The organism is Nocardia sp. NPDC127526 (assembly GCF_042672265.1).
GTDB lineage: Bacteria > Actinomycetota > Actinomycetes > Mycobacteriales > Mycobacteriaceae > Nocardia.
Window position 1 is genome coordinate 65,524 of record NZ_JBHXVO010000008.1, and the last position, 14,171, is coordinate 79,694.

Annotated in this window: 12 protein-coding genes; 4 read left to right on the plus strand and 8 right to left on the minus strand. The window is 69.9% G+C overall.

The window, feature by feature from the left end:
- Window positions 1–22: 22 nt before the first annotated feature.
- The 6 genes from ACFVIV_RS16505 to thiO form a co-directional block, all read right to left on the minus strand.
- Window positions 23–937, minus strand: a complete 915-nt coding sequence (locus ACFVIV_RS16505) for an adenylate/guanylate cyclase domain-containing protein (protein ID WP_379197007.1) — start codon at window positions 935–937, stop codon at window positions 23–25.
- Window positions 938–1,235: 298 nt separating this feature from the next.
- Window positions 1,236–1,994 (minus strand): ABC transporter permease, encoded by a 759-nt coding sequence (locus ACFVIV_RS16510; protein WP_379197009.1) that lies wholly within the window; start codon window positions 1,992–1,994, stop codon window positions 1,236–1,238.
- The gene (locus tag ACFVIV_RS16515; protein WP_379197011.1) at window positions 1,994–2,938 is read right to left on the minus strand and encodes an ABC transporter ATP-binding protein; all 945 of its coding nucleotides are present in this window, start codon (window positions 2,936–2,938) and stop codon (window positions 1,994–1,996) included. Before ACFVIV_RS16515 ends, ACFVIV_RS16510 begins: the two co-directional genes overlap by 1 nt.
- Window positions 2,939–3,074: 136 nt before the next feature.
- On the minus strand, window positions 3,075–3,827 hold the full coding sequence (locus tag ACFVIV_RS16520; RefSeq protein ID WP_379197013.1) for a thiazole synthase: 753 nt from the start codon (window positions 3,825–3,827) through the stop codon (window positions 3,075–3,077).
- A 4-nt stretch (window positions 3,828–3,831) separates the two neighbouring features.
- Window positions 3,832–4,044: a sulfur carrier protein ThiS gene (gene thiS, locus ACFVIV_RS16525; RefSeq protein WP_379197015.1), complete on the minus strand. Its 213-nt coding sequence runs from the start codon at window positions 4,042–4,044 to the stop codon at window positions 3,832–3,834.
- Between the two features lie 11 nt (window positions 4,045–4,055).
- Window positions 4,056–5,144: a glycine oxidase ThiO gene (gene thiO / locus ACFVIV_RS16530; protein WP_379197017.1), complete on the minus strand. Its 1,089-nt coding sequence runs from the start codon at window positions 5,142–5,144 to the stop codon at window positions 4,056–4,058.
- Window positions 5,145–5,281: 137 nt separating this feature from the next.
- Between thiO and thiE the strand changes: the two genes are divergently transcribed.
- Window positions 5,282–5,986, plus strand: a complete 705-nt coding sequence (gene thiE, locus ACFVIV_RS16535; protein ID WP_379197019.1) for a thiamine phosphate synthase — start codon at window positions 5,282–5,284, stop codon at window positions 5,984–5,986.
- A gap of 355 nt (window positions 5,987–6,341) precedes the next feature.
- Here thiE and ACFVIV_RS16540 read toward each other — a convergent pair whose 3' ends face one another.
- Both ACFVIV_RS16540 and ACFVIV_RS16545 read right to left on the minus strand, forming a co-directional pair.
- Window positions 6,342–8,528, minus strand: coding sequence for a molybdopterin-dependent oxidoreductase (locus tag ACFVIV_RS16540; protein ID WP_379197021.1), 2,187 nt, complete (start codon window positions 8,526–8,528; stop codon window positions 6,342–6,344).
- Between the two features lie 4 nt (window positions 8,529–8,532).
- On the minus strand, window positions 8,533–9,207 hold the full coding sequence (locus ACFVIV_RS16545) for an NUDIX domain-containing protein (RefSeq protein WP_379197431.1): 675 nt from the start codon (window positions 9,205–9,207) through the stop codon (window positions 8,533–8,535).
- Window positions 9,208–9,337: 130 nt separating this feature from the next.
- Here ACFVIV_RS16545 and ACFVIV_RS16550 point away from each other — a divergent pair, with 130 nt between their 5' ends.
- The 3 genes from ACFVIV_RS16550 to ACFVIV_RS16560 all read left to right on the plus strand — a co-directional run bounded on the left by ACFVIV_RS16550 (window position 9,338) and on the right by ACFVIV_RS16560 (window position 14,116).
- Window positions 9,338–10,669 (plus strand): hypothetical protein, encoded by a 1,332-nt coding sequence (locus tag ACFVIV_RS16550; RefSeq protein WP_379197023.1) that lies wholly within the window; start codon window positions 9,338–9,340, stop codon window positions 10,667–10,669.
- Window positions 10,666–11,643, plus strand: a complete 978-nt coding sequence (locus ACFVIV_RS16555; protein ID WP_379197025.1) for a glutamate ABC transporter substrate-binding protein — start codon at window positions 10,666–10,668, stop codon at window positions 11,641–11,643. The genes ACFVIV_RS16550 and ACFVIV_RS16555 overlap by 4 nt, the downstream gene beginning before the upstream one ends.
- Window positions 11,644–11,722: 79 nt before the next feature.
- Entirely contained in the window at window positions 11,723–14,116 is a 2,394-nt protein-coding gene (locus ACFVIV_RS16560) for a tetratricopeptide repeat protein (RefSeq protein ID WP_379197433.1), read from the plus strand.
- Window positions 14,117–14,171: the final 55 nt, after the last annotated feature.

The following is a 14,171-nucleotide window of genomic DNA, read 5'->3' on the forward strand; positions in this document are numbered from 1 at the left end:
GAGTCCCGAGAGTTGGGTGGAGTCACTCGGCTTCGAGCCGGAAGATGCGCAGGTCCTCCGGGACCCCGCTCAGCGGCGCGGCGAAGAAGCTGCGCCGATACGGCCGCACCCCGAAACCCAACTCCTCCAAGGTTTCCGGATCCAGCGCGTCGAGGGTGGCCGCCGACATCATGGTGTTGCCATTGCCGCCCGCCTCCATGACGCGCGCCGCGATGGTCACATCGACTCCCAGCCAGTCCCCGCCGATCTCGCGCGGGCTGCCGGTGTGCAGGCCCATCCGCATCTGCGGCTTGTAGCCATCGACGGCGACGGCGGTGAGGTTCTCCTTGGCCGCCACGGCCGCCCGAACCGCCCGGTCGGCGGACGGAAACACGGCCATGACCCCATCGCCCATGCGCTTCACGACCGACCCGCCCCGATCCACGATGGGCGGTTCGATGGCCTTGGCGACCCGGCGCAGCAGTTCCAGGGTGGCCTCGTCGCCGGCGGCCAGCGACCAGCTGGAGAACGCCACCAGATCGGTGAACATGATGGTGATGTCCTGCGGGCCGCGACCCTTGCCCACCCGCTCCAGCATGGCCTGCCAGACCTGGAGCGCGCCGAGGCCCAATTCGCGCGCGGCACTGGGACTGTCACCGACGATCTTGTCCGCGGCCCGCGCCACGGCGCGGGCGCTGCCGGGACCCGACACCGACAGCGGATCACCGAACGCGGGATCGCCGGGCAGGTTCTCGCGGGCCTTGCGGATCACCCCGATGAGGTCCCCGCGCTGGTTCGCGGCCGACATCAGAGCCGACAGCTGGCCGGGCAATCGGCCGCGGCGCGGCCGCACCGGCTCGGCATCGATATCGGACGGCGTCAGCGGTATGACGACCTCGGGTTCGATGCCGGGCTCCTCGGACTCGGCCGCAGCACCGTCGGAGGGTCGTTCGCTCACGCCCAGAGCGTATCTCAGCGCTTGTTCGTCGGATGGATGAATGATTGCCACCTGGACACCTCCCGATCGGAACGAGCGGCCACACCATTGGACCCGCCGATGTTCGAGTGCTTTGGTTGCTGAGGCGATGCTACTCACGGTTCAGGACCGCGGCTAGATGCTTCCGGCCGGAAGCGAAACTTTTCACAGGCCGTTAAACAACCACCCTGGTGACGACATCGGCCCGATACGGAAGAACCGTATCGGGCCGATGCACACCGTCGATCGGGCAGTGACCGACGGCCCCGGGCAGGGCTTGTTACGCGTCGCGCTCGTTCACCACGAACAGCGCGGCGCCGAACACGAGGGCGCAGAAGACGGCGAAGTACACCAGGCTGCCCCACGGGCCCCAATGCCAGTTCGCGCTGGAGGACTCCTGCATGCTGAAGAACCGCTGGCCGTTCTGGAAGGGCAGCCACGGGCCCACATTGCGGCCGAAGCTGCCGAAGGCGCTCAGCAGCGGCTCGATGACCAGCGGCCACAGCACGATGATGGAGATGGCCGCGGCCGACTGCCGCACCAGCACGCCGACGCCGATGGCGAAGAGAATGCCCAGCAGGGCATAGACCGGCACGCCCCACAGGGCCCGCTGCTCCTCGCTGGTCGCCAGCTCCAGCCCCGGCACGCTGCCGTAGATGCCCCGGGTCAGGAAGAGCGCGGCCACGGCCAGCACCGCGGTCAGCACGGTCGCGTACACGGCCAGCAGGGCCGTCTTCACCGCGATCACCGTGGTGCGCTGCGGCGTCGCCAGGAAGGTGGTGCGGATGATGCCGAAGCGGTACTCGCTGGTCACCGACAAGGTCGCCATGATCATGAGCACCAGGACGCCGAAACCGCTCACGCCCGCCACCGCGGAGGCCACGTTCAGCGGCGGCACCTCCGGATTGTCCTTGGTGGAGCTCGATACCGCGGCGATGAGCGCCGCGAAGCCCAGTCCCAGCACCACCACCACGGCCGAGCACCACCAGGGCGAGCGCGTCGAGGTGAGCTTGATCCGTTCCGCTGCCAGCACGCCCATCAGAGCGCACCTCCCATCACCTGGTCGAAACCTTCGGCGTGGTATTCCACCGCGCCTCCGGTCATCCGCATGAACGCCTCCTCCAGCGAGGCCCGCTGCGGGGACAGCTCGAAGAGCGTGATGTCGTTGGCGCCGGCCAGTTTTCCGACCACGTCGCTGGTCACCCCGGCCACCACCAGCGCCGGGCCGTCCTGGTCCGCGCCGTCCTCGCGCACGGTCATGCCGTTGGAGGTGAGCAGGCTGCGCAGCTGGTCCAGCTGCGGACTGCGCACGCGCACCGACGATTCCGACGCCTTCTCGATGAAATCCTTGGTGGTGGTGTCGGCAATGAGCTTGCCGCGGCCGATCACGACGAGATGATCCGCGGTCTGCGCCATCTCCGAGAGCAGGTGGCTCGACACCAGCACGGTGCGGCCCTCGGCGGCCAGGCGCTGCATGAAGCGGCGGATCCACAGAATGCCCTCGGGATCGAGGCCGTTGACCGGCTCGTCGAACAACAGCACCTGCGGATCGCCCAGCAGTGCGCCCGCCAGGCCCAGCCGCTGCGACATGCCGAGCGAGAAACCGCCGGCGTTCTTATTGGCCACCTCGGCGAGGCCGACCAGGCGCAGCACCTCCTCGACCCGCGAGTTCGGGATGTTGTTGGAGGCGGCCAGCCAGGCCAGATGCGCGCGCGCCGAACGATTCGGGTGCACCCACTTGGCGTCCAGCAGCGCGCCCACCGATTCGAGCGGGTTCTTCAGCTCCTTATAGGGCTTGCCGTCGATGAGCGCGGTTCCGGAGGTCGGCTTGTCCAGGCCCAGGATCATGCGCATGGTGGTCGACTTGCCGGCGCCGTTCGGGCCGAGGAAGCCGGTCACCTGGCCGGGACGGACGGTGAACGTCAGATCCGACACCGCGACGGTCTGGCCGTAGTGTTTGGTCAGGCCTCTCAGTTCGATCATGGGGACCAGTCTTCCTCGAGATCCGGCGGCCGACCATCGATCGCAGGTCGCGCGTCGACTACCTCTTTCGGATTACCTGGTCCGGGGATGCGCCAGGGGGCTTACCCCGAGGCGGCCCCCAGCGCTTTCATCGAGGTCAGAACCCCGGCGACGAGGCTTGTGCCCAGAACCGCTTGGGAATCCGGCCCGCCTCGCGAGCCAGGTATCCGGCCCGCACCGCCGCGGCCATGGCGGCCGCCATGGTGGCGGGCTTGCGGGCGCGGGTGACCGCCGTGGCCAGCAGCACCGCGGAGCAGCCCAGTTCCATGGCCAGGGCCGCGTCACTGGCGGTGCCGATGCCCGCGTCCAGGATCACCGGGACCCCCGCGTCGGCGACGATCATCTCGATATTGTGCGGATTCCCGATGCCCAGACCGGTGCCGATGGGCGAGCCCAGCGGCATGACGGCCGCGCAGCCGGCGTCCTCGAGGCGGCGGGCCAGCACCGGATCGTCGGTGGTGTAGGGCAGTACGGTGAAACCGTCGTCCACCAACTGCTCTGCGGCGCTGACCAATTCGATGGCGTCCGGGAGCAGGGTGCGCTCGTCGGCGATGACTTCCAGCTTGACCCAATCGGTTTCGAGGGCCTCGCGCGCCAGCTGCGCGGTGAGCACGGCCTCGGCGGCGGTGCGGCAGCCCGCGGTATTGGGCAGCGGCGCGATCTCCAGCCGCTTGAGCAGATCCAGCACGCCGGTGCCGCCGGCGGCGTCCACCCGGCGCATGGCGACCGTGGTCAGCTCGGTGCCCGAGGCCACCAGGGCCTCCTCCAGCACCGCCAGGTTCTCCGCGCCGCCGGTGCCCATGATCAGCCGGGAGCCGAAGCTGCGACCCGCGATCACCAGGGGTTCCATACCGTTATCCACCCTGCACCGCCGTCAGCACCTCGATCTCCCAGCCGCGCCCGACCCGCTCGTCCCAGCGGGACTTGGGGAACAGCGCGCCGTCGACCGCCACCGCGACACCCTGGCACGGGAGATTCAGGGTCTCCAGCAGTTCCCGCACCGTGGGCGGCTCGGCGAACGAATGTTCTGCGCCATTGACGGTGACGCCGATCGGGATTGCGGTCATCGGGCTCCTCCTTAAGACGGGGCGGCGGTAGTAGCTGTGGGGTGCGCGACGGCGAAACGACTCGGCGCGGCGGCGCGGGCGGCGGGCAGCTCGCTACCGTCGAGCAGGGCCGTCACTGCGTCAACGGTGACGGGCACACCGAGAATTCCATTGCGGCCGTGGCCGGTCGCGGCGATCACGCGGTCGTCGAGGTGGCCGATGAGCGGCAGATTGTCCGGGGAGCCGGGGCGCGAACCCGCGATGGCCTCGGCGAATTCGTATTCGCCGATACCCGGGAAGACCGCTTCGGCATCGGTGATGAGGTCGCGGACGCCCGCGACGGTGACGGCGGTGTCGAAGCCCGCCTCGTATTGCGTTGCGCCGAGCACGATCCCGTCGTGGCGGGGCACCAGATAGATGGGGTGCCCATGCACGCGGGCGCGAATGACGCGCTGCGGCGGCGGGGGCGCGCTCGGACGGCGGCGCAGGCGCAGGATCTCGCCCTTCACCGGATGCACGGGCAGGTCCGGCCAGAGTTCGGCGGCCGCGGCGCCCGTGGCCAGGACGATCCGGTCCTGCGGCAGGTCAGTCAGGGCCCGAACCTTTTCGGCCCGCAATTGCACGCCCGCCGACGCGCAAGCCTCCCGCAGCGCCGCCACCAAAGCGCGGTTGTCCACGGCCGGTTCGGTCGGAGACAGCAGCCCCGCCCGGATGCTCCGGCCCAGACCCGGCTCGGCGGTGCGCACTCCGGCGCGGTCCAGCACACGCAGCGCGCCGCCGCGCTCGTTCACCCAGTCGGCAATGGTGTGCAGATCGGCGGCGTCGGCCGCGTCCAGGGCCACGGTCAGCGTCTCGTCGGCGGTGAAGACGTCCACGCCGGTGCTCGTTTTCAGGCGCGCGGCGAAGTCCGGCCAGCGGTCCAGGGAGGCTGCCCCGAACTCGAGCGCGGCGTCCTCACCGGGCCAGCCCTCGGACAGCGGGGCGAGCATGCCGCCCGCCACCCAGGAGGCTCCGGTTCCGATCGCCGGGTCGTACAGCGTGACCGTCCAGCCCGATTCGGCCGCCCGCCAGGCCGCCGACAGCCCGATCACACCGCCGCCAACGACGGCCAGGGTCCGCATGTAATTCCACCTCACTCGCCCGGATCACCCGGGACCTGCACAGACGTCGCGCTGAGGAATCCGTGTTCTGCGCCGGACCGATATTCGTCCGACGGGCGCGTCGCGCGTTCCACGGTAGCGCGACTACCGTCAGTCAGGTGCAACCCTCCCACCCGAATCGGCCAGTACCACCGCGGGAGCGCCTGGCCAGCGCCCGGCTGTACCTGTGCACCGACGCCCGCCGGGAGAAGGGCGACCTGGCCAAGTTCGCCGAAGCGGCGCTGGCCGGCGGCGTCGACATCATCCAGCTGCGCGACAAGGGTTCGCCCGGAGAAAAGCAGTTCGGCCCCCTGGAAGCCAAGGCCGAACTCGGCGTCCTCGCCGAGCTGAAAGCCGCCGCCCGCCGCCACGGTGCCCTGGTCGCGGTCAACGATCGCGCCGATGTGGCCTTCGCCGCGGGCGCCGATGTGCTGCACCTCGGCCAGAACGACCTGCCGCCCTGGTACGCCCGGCGCCTCCTCGGCCCCGACGTGGTCATCGGCCGCTCCACCAACAACCGCGCCCAAGCCGGACTGGCCGCCATCGACGAGCACCTCGACTACTTCTGCACCGGGCCCGTCTACGCGACGCCCACCAAACCCGGCCGGCAGCCCTCAGGACTCGACCTGGTGCGCTCGACCGCCGAATCGCACACCCACCGGCCCTGGTTCGCCATCGGCGGCATCGACGACGTGAGTCTGCCGGAAGTCCTTGCGGCAGGGGCGACTCGCGTGGTGGTGGTCCGCTCCATCACCGAAGCCCGCGACCCGGAAGCCGCGGCGCGCGCGCTCAAACAGCGAATTCTCGATAACGTCGCGCCCTGAGCCGAACGGCTGCGCTAACATGGCGGAGTCACGAAAGTGATGGTTGATGAGGGGCAGGCCGCCCTGGTACGACGGCCCACCCCGTGGATCAGCGGTCCGGCCGGACCAGGTCCAAAATCAACCTGACCGCTTGGAAGAGAGCCCCGGTGACTGCGGCGGCCGTCCGTACAGACGCCCAGTTGATCCGGGGTTTCTCATTCGGATTCGTCATCCAATCCACACCTCCTTCCTGGCGACGGCGTAGACCGTGCCGCCGTCCCTCGGAGGGAGGTGATGCACACGATATCCGCTGGTGCAGACGCATTTTGGCGTGTTGCACTAACTACTGCGCAGTAAATCTGCTGGTCTGATTTCTTCAGGCCGACGCCACGGGGTCGAGGCGGATGGGGACGCCATTGAGGTTGGACATCCCGGCCAGGCGTTCGACATCCGTTGTGGCGGTGGACATCAGATCGTTGACGTTGGCGCCGCCCGCGGCGTTGGCTCGCCACCACCCGCCGCGGTGACCCCAGCCGTGCGGAATGGCTACCGCGCCTTCGGTCATGTCCTCGGTGAGGCGGGCCGTTACCTCGATCGAGCCGTGCGGGGAGGTCACCCGGCAGCGGGCGCCGTCGGAAATGCCCGCCGCGGCGGCGTCTTTGGGGTGGATGCGGGCGGTGTGGTCGCGGTCGCCGCGCATGAGCAGTTCGGAGTTGTGCATCCAGGAGTTGTGGGATTTCAACTCGCGCAGGCCGATTACCCGCAGCGGGTAGGCGGGATCCTGCGGCGGTGCGGTCAAGGACGCCAATTCGGCGATGATCTCCGCCGGAGCCAGCTGGACGCGACCGCCCTTGTGCCGCACTACTTCCCGCAGTACGCCGGTGGCGATCCTGTCGGCGAGCACGATGCCGTGCGGGTGGCGGCGCAACATGCGCAGGCTCAGGCCGCCGCGGCGCAGCCCGAACCAGTCGCCGTACGGGCCGGTGCGCAGGGCCAGATCGGCGAGCAGCGGCGGGGTGGGACGGGCCGCGGATCCGCCGGGCAGGCGGCGCAGGCTGCTCAGGACGCGACCGGCCGCGCGGGCGGGGCCGAGAACGAAGGGCTGGATGCCGATTCGGGTGGCGATGGCATCGATGATCTGCCATTCCTCACGCGCCTCGCCGTACGGCTCCAGGACCCGCTCGGTGTATTGGGTGTACGGGGTCGTGGACAGCGCGGTGAAGGGCAGCGGCAGATCGTCGCGTTCCAGGAATGTGGTGGCGGGGAGGATGTAGTCGGCCAGCCGGTTGGTGTCGTTGATGTACAGGTCTATCGACACGAAGAGATCGAGTTGGGATAGGGCTGTGGATAATTCGCGCGTGTTGGGGACCGAGGAGGCCGGGTTGCCCGCCGAAGTGAACAGTGCGCGCAGCCGGCCGGGACCGGGCGTGGTGATCTCCTTGGCCATGACAGCCGCCGGGAAGGTGCCCAGCACGTCCGGGAAATCGCCTACGCGGGAACGTGTTCTGCCGTAACCGATCAGGCCCAGGCGGGCATTGAGTTCGGAGACGGCCGCCAGTTCCTTGCCGAACACACAGCCGCCGGGGCGGTCCAGATTGCCGGTGACCAAGGCGAGAGCATCGATCAGGAATGCGACCAGGGTGGCGTGGCGGCCCAGGCAGGTACCGGTGCGGCCGTAGACGGCGGCGGATTCGGCGCGCGCCAGGTCGCGGGCCAGTGCACGGACCCGATCCGGATCGAGACCGGTTGTCGCGGCGGTGGCTTCCGGGGTGAATCCGGCTACGGCCCGGCGCAATTCGCGCACGCCCGCAGCATGCCGTTGCAGAGCGGGGCGATCCTCGAGGCCCTCGGCGAAGATCACCTGCAAGAGCGCGGCGAGCAGCCAGGCGTCACCGTCGGGCCGGATGCCGACATGCTCGAACAGGCGCGCGGTTTCGGTGCGGCGCGGATCCACGACCACCACGCGGCCACCGCGCTTGGGGATGGCGGTGAGCTTCTCGCGAATACGCGGAGCACTGATCGCACTGCCGTGCGACACCAGCGGATTCGCGCCGAGCATGAGCAGGAAATCGGTGCGGTCCAGGTCGGGGACGGGCACCGAGGTGAGCGAGCCGTAGAGCAGGTGGCTGGCGACGAAGCGATTGTTGATGTCCTGTGACCCTGCGGAATACACGTGGCGCAGGCCCGCGGCGAGCTGGAAGCCGACTATCCACAGGGTGTGTGAATAGGAGAACGTGGCGGGATTGCCGAAATACCAGCCGAGGCTTTCCCGGCCGTGCGCACCGATGAGGGTGCGCAGGCGGGCGCCGATCTCGTCCAGGGCGGTATCCCAGGAGACGCGCTCGAATTCGCCGTCGGGCCGGCGGCGCAGCGGGTAGAGCACGCGATCCGGGTCGTTCTGAATATCGGTGAAGGCAATGCCCTTCGGGCACGCCGTGCCCTGGGACAGCGGATGCGCCTTGTCGGGCCGCAGGCGCACCAGCTTGCCGTCCTCGACGGTGGCGATCAGCCCGCAGAGCGGTTCGCAGATCCGGCAGTACGTGGGGACTTCACGGATGCTCACGCACCTAAGACAACACCTGGGCCAAGGTGAGCAACAACACATTTCCGGCCAAATCGGGCGGCCCCGCGGGCGGGTCGGCGGCCGCGATCCGGGCGGTGCGGCCATTCCCATTGGCCTCGGCCCGCAACCAGAGGAAGCCCTCCCCGGCCAGATCCAGGGTGCGTGGCAATGCGGCCGCCACCGCCGCCGGATCCGCCAGGCCGTCCAGGCTGACACCGATCGGGGTGGCGCGCAGCGCGGGCCAGGCGGCGGCGAAGCCGGGATGCAATTCGCGGGCGTCCACCTCGTCCTCGGGAATCCACGCCAGTTCGCGGCTCTCCTTGTTGCCGCGGGTGCGCAGCGGGGCGGCGGCATCGGCGATGACCGTGGTGTACGTCCAGCCGCTGGGCGCGGTGGTGGTCACCCGGGAGCCGCGCACCCGGATGGCGTCCGGCGTGATGCCCGCTTCCTCGCCGGCCTCGCGGACGGCGGCGTGCACGGTGCTCTCGTGGCTGTCGCGGGCGCCGCCGGGCAGGGCCCAGGTACCGCCCTGATGGCTCCACGCGGCGCGGTGCTGGAGCAGCACGGCCGACCCGCCATCCGCGAGCGGGGCGCGCAGCAACAGTCCAGCAGCCCCGAATCGGCCCCAGTGCCGGCTCCCATCGGGACTTTTCGACCAGCCGTCGCCGTCACCACGCATACTCGATCCCATCCTCGAATCCACCGTGCGGACCGGCGGGTGTTCCCGCGTCACGGCATCGGTAAGTCCACAATAAGCTCAATCGACAGAAACCAGTCGGGCGATCGTTTTCGGTAAGTGGGAGGTGAGCATGGCTCGCACCGAGCAGTTGCGGCTCGACGAGCTGTCACCGCGCGCCGCTGCCGCCGCCGTCCGCGAACGTCTCGCGACCACCGAACTGAGGATCTTCGCGCAATCCTCACCGGCCAAATTGATTGCGGTCGGTTTGATTCTGCTGAGTATGTGCCTGACGGCCGGCGCGGTCACCGCCGTGGCGGTCAACGATCGGCAACACGCCCTGGACGTACTGCTGGTACAGGCCGAACCGGATGCCTTCTCCGCGCAGCGGCTCTACACCGCGCTGTCGGTGGCCGACGCCTCCGCGGGCACCGCGTTCATCTCCGGCGGGCTGGAACCGAAAACCGTGCGCGACCGCTACAACCAGGCCGTCGGCGAGGCGGCGGCCGAACTGGTGATCCAATCCAATCGGACCGACGGGGACTCCGATACGCACCTGCGCACCGGCATCGCCACCGGGATCCCGGTGTACTGCGGCCTGGTGGAGACCGCGCGCGCCAATAATCGCAGCGGCTTCCCGGTCGGGGCGGCCTATCTCAGCGAGGCCTCCAATCTCATGCAGGCCACCATGCTGCCGATGGCGCAGGAATTGCAGGAGCATCGCTCCGAGGCCATTACCGCCACCCAGCGCAATCATGTGCGGCCGCCGTGGCCGGCCATCGTGCTGCCGCTGCTGGCGGTGGGCGCGCTGGTGGCGGCGCAGTGGTTCCTGTTCCGGCGCTGGCATCGCGTGCTGAACGCCGGACTGCTGCTGGCCACCGGGACCATGGTGGTGCTGTTGTCCTGGACGGTGATCGCGGGCGTCATCTCGGCGGTGTCGACCACGCATTCGCGCGACTACGGCAGCATTCCCGCCGCCGCGCTCACCGAGAGCCGGATCCTGGCGCAGCAGGCGCGCACCGCGGAGACGCTCAAACTGGTGCGCCGCGATACCAGCACCGAATACGACCGCACCTATGACGAGGCCACCAATAAGCTGAAGGCGATTCTGCTCGGCTATCCGGGCGACGCGCCCGGCGCGAAGGATGTCGGCAGCGCCGGCGCCGCGCTGGATCGCTGGCTGGCCGCGCATCAGCGCATGAACGAGGCGCTCTCGCGCGGCGATTTCATCGGCGCGGGCGCGGTGGCCACCGGGCCCGGGGCCAATGAGGCGACCGCGCAGGTGGACGCCCTCGACAAGGCCCTCGCCGACGGCATTACCGACAGCCGGAACATGTTGCGCACCAATACCTCCCATGCCGCCCGCACGCTCGATCTGCTGGCGCCGGGGGCGCTGGTGCTGAGCACCGCGGCGGCGGTGTTCATTGCCGCCGGGCTGTGGCCGCGACTACGGGAGTACCGATGACGAGCCGAAGACGCATTCTGGCCGCGGCGCTGGCCGCGCTGTCGCTGACCATGGCCGTCGGCTGTAGCACCGAGGACCCGCCGCCCGCGCCGTCCACCCGGGTGCCGAGTTATGTGGAGCCGCCGCTGCCCTCGGGAGCCGTTGCGGCGCAGACCCACGCACCGCTGCCGCCGGACACCCAGACCTGTGACGATCCGACCGCCAGCCTGCGACCCACCAGCAAGGACGGGCCCACCGTCGAGGCGATCCGGGCGCGCGGGCGACTATTGGTGGGGCTGGATCCCGGCAGTAACCTCTTCAGCTTCCGTGATCCGACCACCGGCGCGCTCGCCGGTTTCGACGTGGATATCGCCCGCGAGCTGGCGCGCGATCTGCTCGGCAATCCGGAGCTCATCGAATACCGCATTCTCGGCTCGGCCGATCGCGAACGCGCGCTGCAGGAGAAGTCCGTCGACGTCGTGGTGAAGACCATGACCATCACGTGCGATCGGCGCCAGCGTGTTTCGTTCTCAACGCCCTATCTCCAGGCGCATCAAAGGGTGCTGACGGTCCGCAATTCCGGGATCGGCGGTCTCGGGGATCTGGCCGGCAAACGCGTGTGCGTGGTCCGCGGCACCACCTCGCTGGACCGCATCCGCCGCGAGCAGCCCGCGGCCTCCATCCTCACCGTGCCCAGCTGGGCCGACTGCCTGGTGGTGCTGCAACAGCGCCAGGTGGACGCCATCAGCACCGATGACGCCATTCTCGCCGGCCTCGCCGTGCAGGACCCGCTCACCGAGGTCGTCGGCCCCAACCTGAGCACCGAGAACTACGGCATCGGCATGCCCAAGGACGCCGACGATCTGGTCCGCTACGTGAACGGCACCCTGGAACGGATTCGCGGCGACGGCACGTGGAATCGCCTCTACAGACAGTGGCTCGCCACCGTACTCGGCGACGCCGCGGTACCGCCGCTCCCGAGGTACCAGGACTGATATGACCGAACCCGCCGAACCCGAGAATCCCGCCCCCGCCGGCCAACCCGCCGACGGCGGGGAACCCACGCGCGCGACCATGCGGGGCGATGACGGCGGTGATGCGACGCGAGCGACCGCACGCGGCGAGGAGGGCGGCGCGACCGCGGCTACGGTGCGCGGTGGTGACGGCGGCGACGAGACCCGGGCCGAGCTCCGGGTGGCGGAGGGCGACGAGGGCGCCGCGGCCGATGAGGTGCAAGGGGTTTCGGGGGGAGCGGGTAGCGGGCGGCCGGAGTCCGGGTCCGAGGGCGATGGGCGGACGCCGACGCGGCCGTCGCAGCGCACGCAGCGGTTGACGCGGCCGCGGCCGCCGGTGCGGCGGCTGGGGGCGGGGCTGGTGCCGATTCCGGCGGTGGAGCCGGTGGATCCGGAGCGGGCGGTGCTGGCGGATCCGGAGGTCAAGGAGGGGCGGCGGTTCTGCTGGCGGTGCGGGAAGCCGGTGGGGCGGGCGACCGCGACGACACCCGCCACGACAACCGGGACCTGTGAGACGTGCGGGGCGCCTTATGATTTCCGGCCTTCGCTCATGCCGGGGGATCGGGTGGCGGGGCAGTACGAGATTCAGGGGTGCATCGCGCACGGCGGGCTGGGGTGGATCTATCTCGCCATCGACCGGAATGTGAGCGACCGGTGGGTGGTGCTCAAGGGCCTCTTGCATGCCGGTGACGCGGAGGCGCAGGCTGTTGCCGTGGCGGAGCGGCAGTTCCTCGCGGAGGTCGTGCATCCCGGCATCGTGAAGATCCACAACTTCGTGGAGCATCCCGGACCCGACGGGGAGCCGATCGGGTACATCGTCATGGAGTACGTGGGCGGGCATTCGCTGCGCGACATGCTCGACAAGTACGCCAAACCCGAGCGGATGCCGGTCACCGAGGCCATCGCCTATGTGCTGGAAGTGCTTCCGGCGCTGGACTATCTGCATTCGGTGGGGCTGGCCTACAACGATCTCAAGCCGGACAACATCATGGTCACCAGCGACCGGGTGGAGCTCATCGACCTGGGCGCGGTGGCGCAGTTCGAGGCCTACGGAAATCTGTACGGCACCAGAGGTTTCCAGGCTCCCGAGATCGCCCGGACCGGGCCGACCGTGGCCTCGGACATCTACACCGTGGGCCGCACCCTGGCCGTGCTGACCCTCGACATGCCCATGGAGAAGGGCGCTTACGTCGAGGGCATTCCGGATGCGGCGACGCAGCCGGTGCTGGCGCGGCACGAGTTCTACCACCGCCTGCTGCTGCGCGCCACCGATCCGGATCCGGAGCGCCGCTTCCCCACCGCGCGATTGTTCGCCGGCCAGCTCACCGGCGTGCTGCGCGAGATCCTGGCGGCCGAGACCGGCGCCGAACATCCGCAGCTGTCAACGCTTTTCAGCCCGCCCCGCACCAGCTTCGGCACGGCGGAGTACGTGGCCCAGACCGATGGACTGATCGACGGCGTCGCGCGCAGCACCCTGCTGCGCCCGCGCGAGGTGATGGCGGCGCTGCCGGTCCCCATCGTCGATCCGGCCGACCCGTCCGCACCGCTGCTGGCCGGTGCGGCGCATCCGGAGCCCGAGCACGCCCTGGACGAACTGCGGCATGCCCGGCAGCGGGCCGCGGCCGAACCCGGCGGCGCGCCCGATACTTTCGAGCTCGAGGTCACCCTGGCCGAGGCGCGCGCCCACCTCGATCTGGAGGAGCCCGCCGCCGCCCGGCTGCTCTTGCAGCGCCTGCTGGAGGAGGCCGCGCCCGCCGTTCCGGACTGGCGCATCGACTGGTACCTGGGCATGACCGAACTGCTGGAACAGGATTACGAGAGCGCCTTCGAGCGCTTCGACGCCGTGCTGCAGGCGCTGCCCGGCGAGATCGCACCCAAGCTGGCGCTGGCGGCGACCGCGGAACTCATTCTGCAGCAATGGGACTCCGCCGATCCGGAGCAGTGGCGCGCCTACGCCGAGAAGTACTACGCCACCGTCTGGCGCACCGATCGCGGCGTGGTGAGCGCGGCCTTCGGGCTGGCCCGGCAGCTGGCCGCGGGCGGGGACGTCACCGCCGCGGTGCACGCGCTGGACGAGGTGCCGCCCGCGTCCCGGCATTACGCGGAGGCGCGCATGACGGCGGTGCTGATGCTGCTGACCTCCGCGCCCGTGCACGAACTCGACGAATCGATTCTGCACGTGGCCGCCGCCCGGGTGCAGGCGCTGCCGCCCGGGGAGAGCCGCACGGCGCAGCTGCGGGTGCTGGTGCTGGGCACCGCGCTGGGCTGGCTGCAGGCCGGGAAGATCCCGAAAACCGTTGACGTCAGGATCTTCCGCGCGCCGTTCACCGAACGCGAGCTGCGCCGCGGCATCGAATCCGGCCTGCGCGGGCTGGCGCGCTCGGCGCCGGGCCGGACCCACCGCTACGCCCTGGTCGATCTCGCCAATGCGGTGCGCGCCAAATCCTGGTTCTGACTCCCCCGCGTACCGCACAGCCCCGATCCGGCCCGCCTGAGCCAACGGTGGCGGG

Excerpts from the sequence above, each read along its gene's own strand:
- ACFVIV_RS16510 (WP_379197009.1), bottom strand. The coding sequence starts at position 1,994 with ATGGGCGTGCTGGCAGCGGAACGGATCAAGCTCACCTCGACGCGCTCG.
- ACFVIV_RS16515 (WP_379197011.1), bottom strand. The coding sequence starts at position 2,938 with ATGATCGAACTGAGAGGCCTGACCAAACACTACGGCCAGACCGTCGCG.
- ACFVIV_RS16520 (WP_379197013.1), bottom strand. The coding sequence starts at position 3,827 with ATGGAACCCCTGGTGATCGCGGGTCGCAGCTTCGGCTCCCGGCTGATC.
- thiS (WP_379197015.1), bottom strand. The coding sequence starts at position 4,044 with ATGACCGCAATCCCGATCGGCGTCACCGTCAATGGCGCAGAACATTCG.
- thiO (WP_379197017.1), bottom strand. The coding sequence starts at position 5,144 with ATGCGGACCCTGGCCGTCGTTGGCGGCGGTGTGATCGGGCTGTCGGCG.
- ACFVIV_RS16545 (WP_379197431.1), bottom strand. The coding sequence starts at position 9,207 with ATGCGTGGTGACGGCGACGGCTGGTCGAAAAGTCCCGATGGGAGCCGG.
- ACFVIV_RS16550 (WP_379197023.1), top strand. The coding sequence starts at position 9,338 with ATGGCTCGCACCGAGCAGTTGCGGCTCGACGAGCTGTCACCGCGCGCC.
- ACFVIV_RS16555 (WP_379197025.1), top strand. The coding sequence starts at position 10,666 with ATGACGAGCCGAAGACGCATTCTGGCCGCGGCGCTGGCCGCGCTGTCG.
- ACFVIV_RS16560 (WP_379197433.1), top strand. The coding sequence starts at position 11,723 with ATGCGGGGCGATGACGGCGGTGATGCGACGCGAGCGACCGCACGCGGC.